Origin of the sequence: Paraburkholderia sediminicola, assembly GCF_046026895.1 — a bacterium.
GTDB classification, from domain to species: Bacteria; Pseudomonadota; Gammaproteobacteria; order Burkholderiales; family Burkholderiaceae; genus Paraburkholderia; species Paraburkholderia sediminicola_C.
Genome location: NZ_JAQQEU010000318.1, coordinates 1 through 269, shown reverse-complemented (window position 1 = coordinate 269; position 269 = coordinate 1). Strand labels below are relative to the sequence as shown.

Annotated in this window: 1 protein-coding gene; it reads right to left on the bottom strand. The window is 70.3% G+C overall.

All coding sequences use genetic code 11. The annotated features are described in order from the left end of the window. Nucleotides 1–269 (bottom strand): type VI secretion system Vgr family protein (locus tag PQR02_RS40940; protein ID WP_408243470.1); only part of this gene is annotated, 269 nt, incomplete at both ends.

Genomic DNA, 269 nt, shown 5'->3' with positions numbered 1-269 from the left:
ACCGCTGCACCGTCTCGCCCATGTCCTTGAGCGGAGCCGTGGCACCCGGACGCGTCTCGGTGGTGAGCAGCAGGCCCCGGTTGGCGCGCGCCACGCCGTGGCCCGCGGTCGCCAGCTCGAACCCTTCACCTCTTGGCGTGCTGCGCCCCTTGTGGCCGTCAATCAGTGTGATGCTGCCGAGTCCGAGGCGCGACTGCGCCTGGTCGCTGGAAACCTGCACCTGGAGTTGCCCCGGCGTGTCGTCGGTCAGCACGCTGTTCGCCTCCCGT